This is a genomic window from Kitasatospora sp. MY 5-36 (genome assembly GCF_001182915.1).
GTDB lineage: Bacteria > Actinomycetota > Actinomycetes > Streptomycetales > Streptomycetaceae > Kitasatospora.
The window spans coordinates 1-6,125 of sequence record NZ_LFVW01000670.1; the positions used below are offsets into that span (position 1 = coordinate 1).

Sequence of the window (6,125 nt, forward strand, 5' to 3'; positions counted from 1 at the left end):
CCCGCGCCGGTCGCTGCGCTGCGCCGCCCAGGCCAGCGCCAGTCCCACCGCGCCGAGTGCGGCGGCGATCCCCAGCGGTGCGGTGTACCCGGCCCCGGCGGACAGGGCCGCGCCCGCCAGCAGGGGGCCGCCCGCGTTGCCGATGTTGAAGGCGGAGATGTTCGCGGCCGAGGCGAGGTTGTCCGCGCCGCTCGCCCGCGCCAGCACCCGGGCCTGCAACGGCGGGATGACCGCCCCGCCGGCCAGGCCGAACAGCAGGAAGGCGGCGGCCACGGCGGCCCGGCTGTGCACGGCGGCGAGCAGCAGCAGCGGAACGGCCGTCACCCCGGCCAGCGCCGCGTACAGCGCGGCCGCCGGCGCCCGGTCGGCCAGCCGGCCCGCCAGCGGGGTGCCGACCACCATGCCGACGCCGACCAGCATCAGCACCACCGGCACCGCGCCGGACCCGAAGCCCGTGACCTCGGTCAGCAGCGGCGAGACGTAGGTGAGGACGGTCAGGAAGGGCGCCCAGCCGAAGGCCGTCGCGGCCAGGGCGAGCCATACCCCCGCACGCCGGAACACCCGCAGTTCGGCCCGCAGTCCGGCCCGCGGGGCCGCCGGCCCGTGCGGCAGCAGGACGGCCAGCGCGACCAGCAGCACCACGCCCAGCGCGGTCACCGCCCAGAACGTGGCCCGCCAGCCCAGTGCCTGCCCGAGCGCGGTACCGCCGGGCACCCCGAGCACGTTGGCGAGGCCGAGCCCCGTGAACACGGCGGCGATCGCGCCGGCCCTGCGCCGCGCGGGCACCAGCGAGGTCGCCACCGCGGAGGCGATCCCCACGTACGCCCCGCCGGCCAGCGCGGACAGCACCCGCCCCGCCAGCAGCGCGCCGAAGCCCGGCGCGAGCGCGGTGACCAGGCCGGCCGCGATGAACAGGCCGACCAGGTAGAGCAGCATCCGCCGGCGGGCGACGCGGACCCCGAGCGCGGTCAGCAGGGGAGCTCCCACGACCATGCCCACCGCGTACCCGGACACCAGCACCCCCGCCGTCGGCAGGGACACCCCCGTGTCCTCGGCGATCCGCGGCAGCAGCCCGGCGACCACCACCTCGGCGGAGCCCACCGCGAACGCGCCGAGGGCGAGCGCGAACAGGGCGGCGCCGGCCGGAAGTTCAGGCGCACGGGCGTTGGTGGGGGAGGGGGCGGACGCGGGGCAGGGGGCGCGGCGCGCCGAGAGATCGCTGGTCATGGCACCAGCCTGGCCGCCGCCGACCCGCTGATCAGCCCCCGAACGCGCAACGACCGGTAAGCCAGGCTTACCGGTCCCGGCCCACCGCCCCCACCGCTGCCGTCGGGGGCTCCGCCCACTCCCGGCTCCACCCCCGGGCCCGCTCCACCGCGACCGCCGCGAACGCCCGCACCCGCGCACTGTCCCCGCCCGCCCGCCACACCAGCCCGTACTCGAGCGGCTCGGCGTCCACGAACGGCACGAACACCACCCCCGGCGGCGCCGAGTGCGCCGCCACGTCCGCCCCCACCGGCGAGATGCCCTGCCCCGCCCCGACCATCGCCAGGGTCTCCGCCAGCGTCGCCGCCGACCGCCCGCGCTCCACCACCCGCCCCCCGGGCGTCACGGACGGCGCCAACCGCTCCTGCCAGTACCCGGGGACGTGCCCCGTGCAGGCGAACACCCGGTCCCGCGCCAGGTCCTCCACCCCGACCGACTCCCGCCTGGCCAGCACGTGGTTGGCCGGCACCGCCAGCATCCGCGGCACCCGCAGCACCACCGGGCCCCGCACGAGGTCCTCCTCCTCCACCGGGAACTGGGTGACCAGCACCTGCGCCCCGCCGCCGCGCAGCGGCTCGAACATGGACGCCACCTGCGTCTCGTGGATGCGCACGTCGATGCCCGGGTGCCGGCGGGCGAAGGCGCCGATCACCTCCATCACGAACTCCCCGGCCGCCCCGCCGAGGTAGCCGACCGTGAGCACCCCCTCGACGCCCCGGGCCGCGGCCCGCGCCCGCTCCAGCCCGTCCCCGATGCGCCGGTACGCCGGCCCGACGTCCTCCAGCAGCCGCCGCCCCAGCTCCGTCAGCCGCACCCGCCGACTGGTCCGCTCGAACAGCGGCGCGCCCACCCGCCGCTCCAGCCGCTGGATCGTCTGGCTCACCCGCGCCCTGGAGACCCCCAGCCGCTCGGCCGTCCGCCCGAAGTGCAACTCCTCGGCCAGGACCACGAAACCCTCGATCTCCAGTCGCTCCCACACCCGCCCGATGCTACGCCGGGCCCCCGGCCGTCCCCCTGGGTCGTACCGGCCGGGGGCCCGGTGCGGGTCAGGGCCGGGGGCAGAACTCGGCCTCCAGTTCGGAGGTGAACACCGAGATCGGCCAACTGCCGTTGGTCCAGTCGCCGTTGATGTTGGTGGTGAGCAGGTGGCCGCCGTCGCGGGTGCCGAAGGTGTAGGTCCAGGAGCCGTTGATGGCGCCGCCCATGCCCCAGAGGGTCGGTCCGCAGTCCAGGGTGACGGAGCCGACGCCGAGGCCGTACGCGGCGTTCGGGATCCACGCGCCGGGCGGTGTGGGGACCATCGTGAACAACTCCCGCTGCTGGGCGGGCGGCAGCAGCCGTCCGCCCAGCAGCGCGGCGAAGAAGGTGTCGAGGTCGCGGGCGGTGGAGACCATGTCGCCGGCGGCGTAGCCCCAGGAGGGGCTGAGCTCGGTCACGTCGTGGACGGGGGCGGTGGGGGAGGGGTCGCCCAGGCGGGAGTAGGCGCGTGCGTGCGGGCCGCGCAGGGCGGTGTCGTCGGGGTCGGGGGTGTAGGTGCCGCTCAGGCCGAGCGGGGTGATGACGCGCTGGTCGACCTGTTCGGCCAGGCTGGTCCCGGTGGCCCGTTCGACGATCAGCCCGGCGAGGACGTAGCCGGTGTCGGAGTACGTCCAGCCGGCGCCGGGGGCGAAGTCGGGGCGGTTGGCGGTGCCGGTGCGGACGAGCTGCTCGGGCGTGTAGGTGTCGAAGCGGTGGAGCAGGAAGCCGGTGCCCTCGTTCTCGGCGCGGACCTTCGCGTCCATCGCGTAGTTGTAGACCCCGCTCGTCATGCCGAGCAGCTGCCGGACGGTGATCCGGTCCGGCTCGTAGCCGGGCCCGTCGACGAGGCCGGGCAGCCACCGCTCCACGCTGTCGTCCAGGTCCAGCCGGCCCTCGGCGGCGAGTTGGAGGACGACGGTGGCGACGAAGGTCTTGGTGGTGCTGCCGATGCGGAACCGCTCCTGGGCGTGGCGGGGGCGCCCGGTGGCCAGGTCGGCGACGCCCGCGGTGCCGAACCAGGAGCGGTGCCCGTCGCGCACCTTGGCGACGATGCCGGGCACGCCGCCCTCGGTCACGGCGCGCTCCAGGACCCGCTGGACGCCGGGGTGCCCGTTCCGGGCGTCCGGGGCCGCGGGCGCCGGCGCGGCGGTGGCGGTGCCGCCCGCGATCAGGGCGGCGGTCAGGGCGGTGGTCAGGGCGGTGGCGGTCAGCGCGGTGGCGCGCCTGGTGATTCCCATACTGGTGTTCCCCCTCGGCGTGGTGTTCGTGGCCTGGGAAGAAACTAGGAGCCGCTTCACGGTCGGGTCAACGTCAACTCCATTGCCGTGCACGGTCTGTGCAGGTGGGAGCGGGGCCATCCTTGCAATGGTCGTGCCGACGAATGCAACAGCTGTCCGTGCTCCATTGCAACAGTCGCCGGGGGCGGCCGATACTGGGCCGACCGAGTCCGACCGAGGAGGGGCGGGGACGGATGCCCGGAGCCAGACTGACCCAGCAGGAGCGCCACCGGATCGCCACCGGGCTGGCCGAGGGATGGGGGTACGGCGAGATCGCCCGGCAGCTCGGGCGGCCGACGTCGACCGTCACCCGGGAGATCGCCCGCAACGGCGGCCCGTCCGGCTACCGCGCCGACCGGGCGCAGCGGGCCACCGTCCAGCGCTCCCGGCGCGGGCGGGCGGCGGCCGGCCGGGAGGCGGTGCCGGAGCCGGCGGTGCCCGGGCGCGACACGGAGGAGGTCCGCCAATTCGGTGACCGGCTGGCCGAGTTCCTGGCGCTCGGCGGCATGCCCCGGATGACGGCGCGGGTGCTGGTCTGCCTCCAGCTCACCGAGGACGGCGCGCTGACGGCGGGTGAGCTGGTGCGGCGCCTGCGGGTCAGCCCGGCGTCCGTCTCGAAGGCGGTCGGCTACCTGGAGGTGCAGGCCCTGGTCCGCCGGGAGCGCGACGGGCGCAACCGCCGCGAGCGGTACGTCATCGACGACGACGTCTGGCACCGCGCGCTGCTGGCCAGTGCCGAGCGCAACGCGGTGCTCGCCGGGATCACCCGCCACGGCGCCGAACTGCTCGGCCCGGCCACCGCGGCCGGGGCCCGGATGGACGGCGCGGCCGCGCTGCTGGACCGGATCGGCCAGGACATCGTCCGCGGCATCCGGCAGTGGCACGAGGAGAGCCGGCGCGGCCGGGAGAACGCCGGGGCGGCCTCCCCGCCGTGAGCGGTCTCCCGGCCCCGGCCGGGGCCCTCGCGCCGGGTGGTGCGGGTCATCCGGCCGCGGTCGCGGGGGCCGCCGGGTGGGCGTGGTCGAGGAAGGCGCGGACCTGGTGGGCGAAGGCGTCGGGGGCGTCCGCGTAGAGCCAGTGCCCGCTGTCCGGGACCTCCGCCAGGCGGGTGTTCGGGCGTTCGCGGGCCATCCGGCGGGCGGTGGCGGGGGTGAGGAGGAAGCTGTCGGCGGCCCGCAGGAGCAGGGCGGGCTGGGCGGAGGCGTTCCAGACGGCCGTGAAGTCGCCGGTGAAGGCGGCCTGGGAGGCCGTCATGTCGGCGGTGTCGAAGAGGAATCCCCAGCCGTCGGGGAACTCGGCGGCGCTGTCCATGAAGTAGCCGGCCGGGACGCCGCGTTCCGCCAGCGCCCGGGCCAGGGCGCGGCGGGTCGGGGCCCGGCGGGGCCAGCCGGACACGTCCAGGACGGGGCGGGTCTCGGGCTCCCGGTTGAGCGTCGTCATGTCGGCGACCACGAGCGCCGCCACGAGGTCGGGGCGCCGGTGGGCGAGGTGGAAGGCGACCGCGCCGCCCATCGAGTGCCCCAGCACGGCGGCCGGCGCCGGGCCGAGCGCCTCCAGGAACGCCGCCGCGTCGGCCGCGTAGGCGTCCGGGGTGAACTCGCCCCCGTTGTCGGACAGTCCGTGCCCGCGCTGGTCGAGGGCGAGGACCCGGTAGCGGCCGGCGAGCGCGGCGGCCAGCGGCGCGAAGATCCGGCCCCGCCCGAAGTGCCCGTGCAGGGCGAGCACGGCCGGCCCGGGGCCGCCGAAGTCCAGGTAGGCGAACCGGCGTCCGCCGAGCCGGACGAACGACTCGGCGGGCCGGTCCGCGGGTCCGTCCGCCATCCCGTACGCCCCCTTCTCGCGAACCGCCGTGTGCGGCAGGGGGAAACCTATCCCGGGCGGCGCGGACGGCGGCGGGCCCGCTCCGGGGGCCGGTCGGGGGGCGGGGCGGTCAGGTGTAGAGGGCGGCGGCGCGGCGGGTCGCCTCGGCCAGGCGGGCGCGCAGTTCGGGCGGGTGGAGGACCTCGGCCTCCGGGCCCAGGCGCAGCAGTTCGAGGTAGCCGATGTCCCAGGTCTCGACCGGCAGGGTCGCGGTGACCCAGCCGTCGGCGTCCGCCGGGCCCGCGGTGGCGAGGGCGTCGGCGGCGGCGGTCGGCTCCAGCAGGGCGGCGAGGTTCTCGACGGCGAACGGGCTCAGCCGCACCACCGCCCGCTCGCGCAGCATGGCGCGGGTGAACTCCCGGGCCGCCGCGGCCCAGTAGGCGGCGAGGTCGAACTCCGGGTCGCGTTCGAACCGTTCGTCGCCGGCCTCGGCGCTCTCGAAGCGGTCGACGCGGTACGAGCCGACCCGGCCGGAGGTGCCGCGCGCCGCGAGGTACCACTGCCCGGCCTTCAGGACCAGGCCGTACGGTTCCAGTCGCCGCTCCCGGGTGCCGGAGCGCGCCGCGTAGCGGGCGCGCAGGACGCGGTCCTCCCACACGGCGCGCGACACCTCGGCGAGCAGCGCGGGGGTCGGGGCGTCGCGGAACCAGGCCGGCGCGTCGAGGTGGAAGCGCCGGGCGGCGGCCGCGGGGGCGTCGCCCAGGG

General features: G+C 77.0%; 6 protein-coding genes. 1 reads left to right on the forward strand and 5 read right to left on the reverse strand.

The window, feature by feature from the left end:
* From AE652_RS33175 to AE652_RS33185, 3 genes are all read right to left on the reverse strand, one after another.
* Positions 1-1,227, reverse strand: a 1,227-nt coding sequence (locus AE652_RS33175) for an MFS transporter (protein ID WP_063780352.1), incomplete at its 3' end; no start/stop codon positions are given.
* A gap of 67 nt (positions 1,228-1,294) precedes the next feature.
* On the reverse strand, positions 1,295-2,245 hold the full coding sequence (locus tag AE652_RS33180) for a LysR family transcriptional regulator (protein WP_063780353.1): 951 nt from the start codon (positions 2,243-2,245) through the stop codon (positions 1,295-1,297).
* Positions 2,246-2,312: 67 nt separating this feature from the next.
* The gene (locus AE652_RS33185; protein ID WP_082346136.1) at positions 2,313-3,521 is read right to left on the reverse strand and encodes a serine hydrolase; all 1,209 of its coding nucleotides are present in this window, start codon (positions 3,519-3,521) and stop codon (positions 2,313-2,315) included.
* A gap of 233 nt (positions 3,522-3,754) precedes the next feature.
* Between AE652_RS33185 and AE652_RS33190 the strand changes: the two genes are divergently transcribed.
* Positions 3,755-4,495 (forward strand): helix-turn-helix domain-containing protein, encoded by a 741-nt coding sequence (locus AE652_RS33190; protein ID WP_049658379.1) that lies wholly within the window; start codon positions 3,755-3,757, stop codon positions 4,493-4,495.
* Between the two features lie 46 nt (positions 4,496-4,541).
* Here AE652_RS33190 and AE652_RS33195 read toward each other — a convergent pair whose 3' ends face one another.
* Complete coding sequence (locus AE652_RS33195; RefSeq protein WP_049658381.1) at positions 4,542-5,381, reverse strand: alpha/beta fold hydrolase; 840 nt, start codon at positions 5,379-5,381, stop codon at positions 4,542-4,544.
* A 109-nt stretch (positions 5,382-5,490) separates the two neighbouring features.
* The coding region (locus AE652_RS33200; RefSeq protein WP_049658383.1) for a YafY family protein at positions 5,491-6,125 on the reverse strand (635 nt) is incomplete at its 5' end.

Coding starts and splice junctions, on each gene's coding strand:
- AE652_RS33185 (WP_082346136.1), bottom strand. CDS start 3,521: ATGGGAATCACCAGGCGCGCCACCGCGCTGACCGCCACCGCCCTGACC.
- AE652_RS33195 (WP_049658381.1), bottom strand. CDS start 5,381: ATGGCGGACGGACCCGCGGACCGGCCCGCCGAGTCGTTCGTCCGGCTC.
- AE652_RS33190 (WP_049658379.1), top strand. CDS start 3,755: ATGCCCGGAGCCAGACTGACCCAGCAGGAGCGCCACCGGATCGCCACC.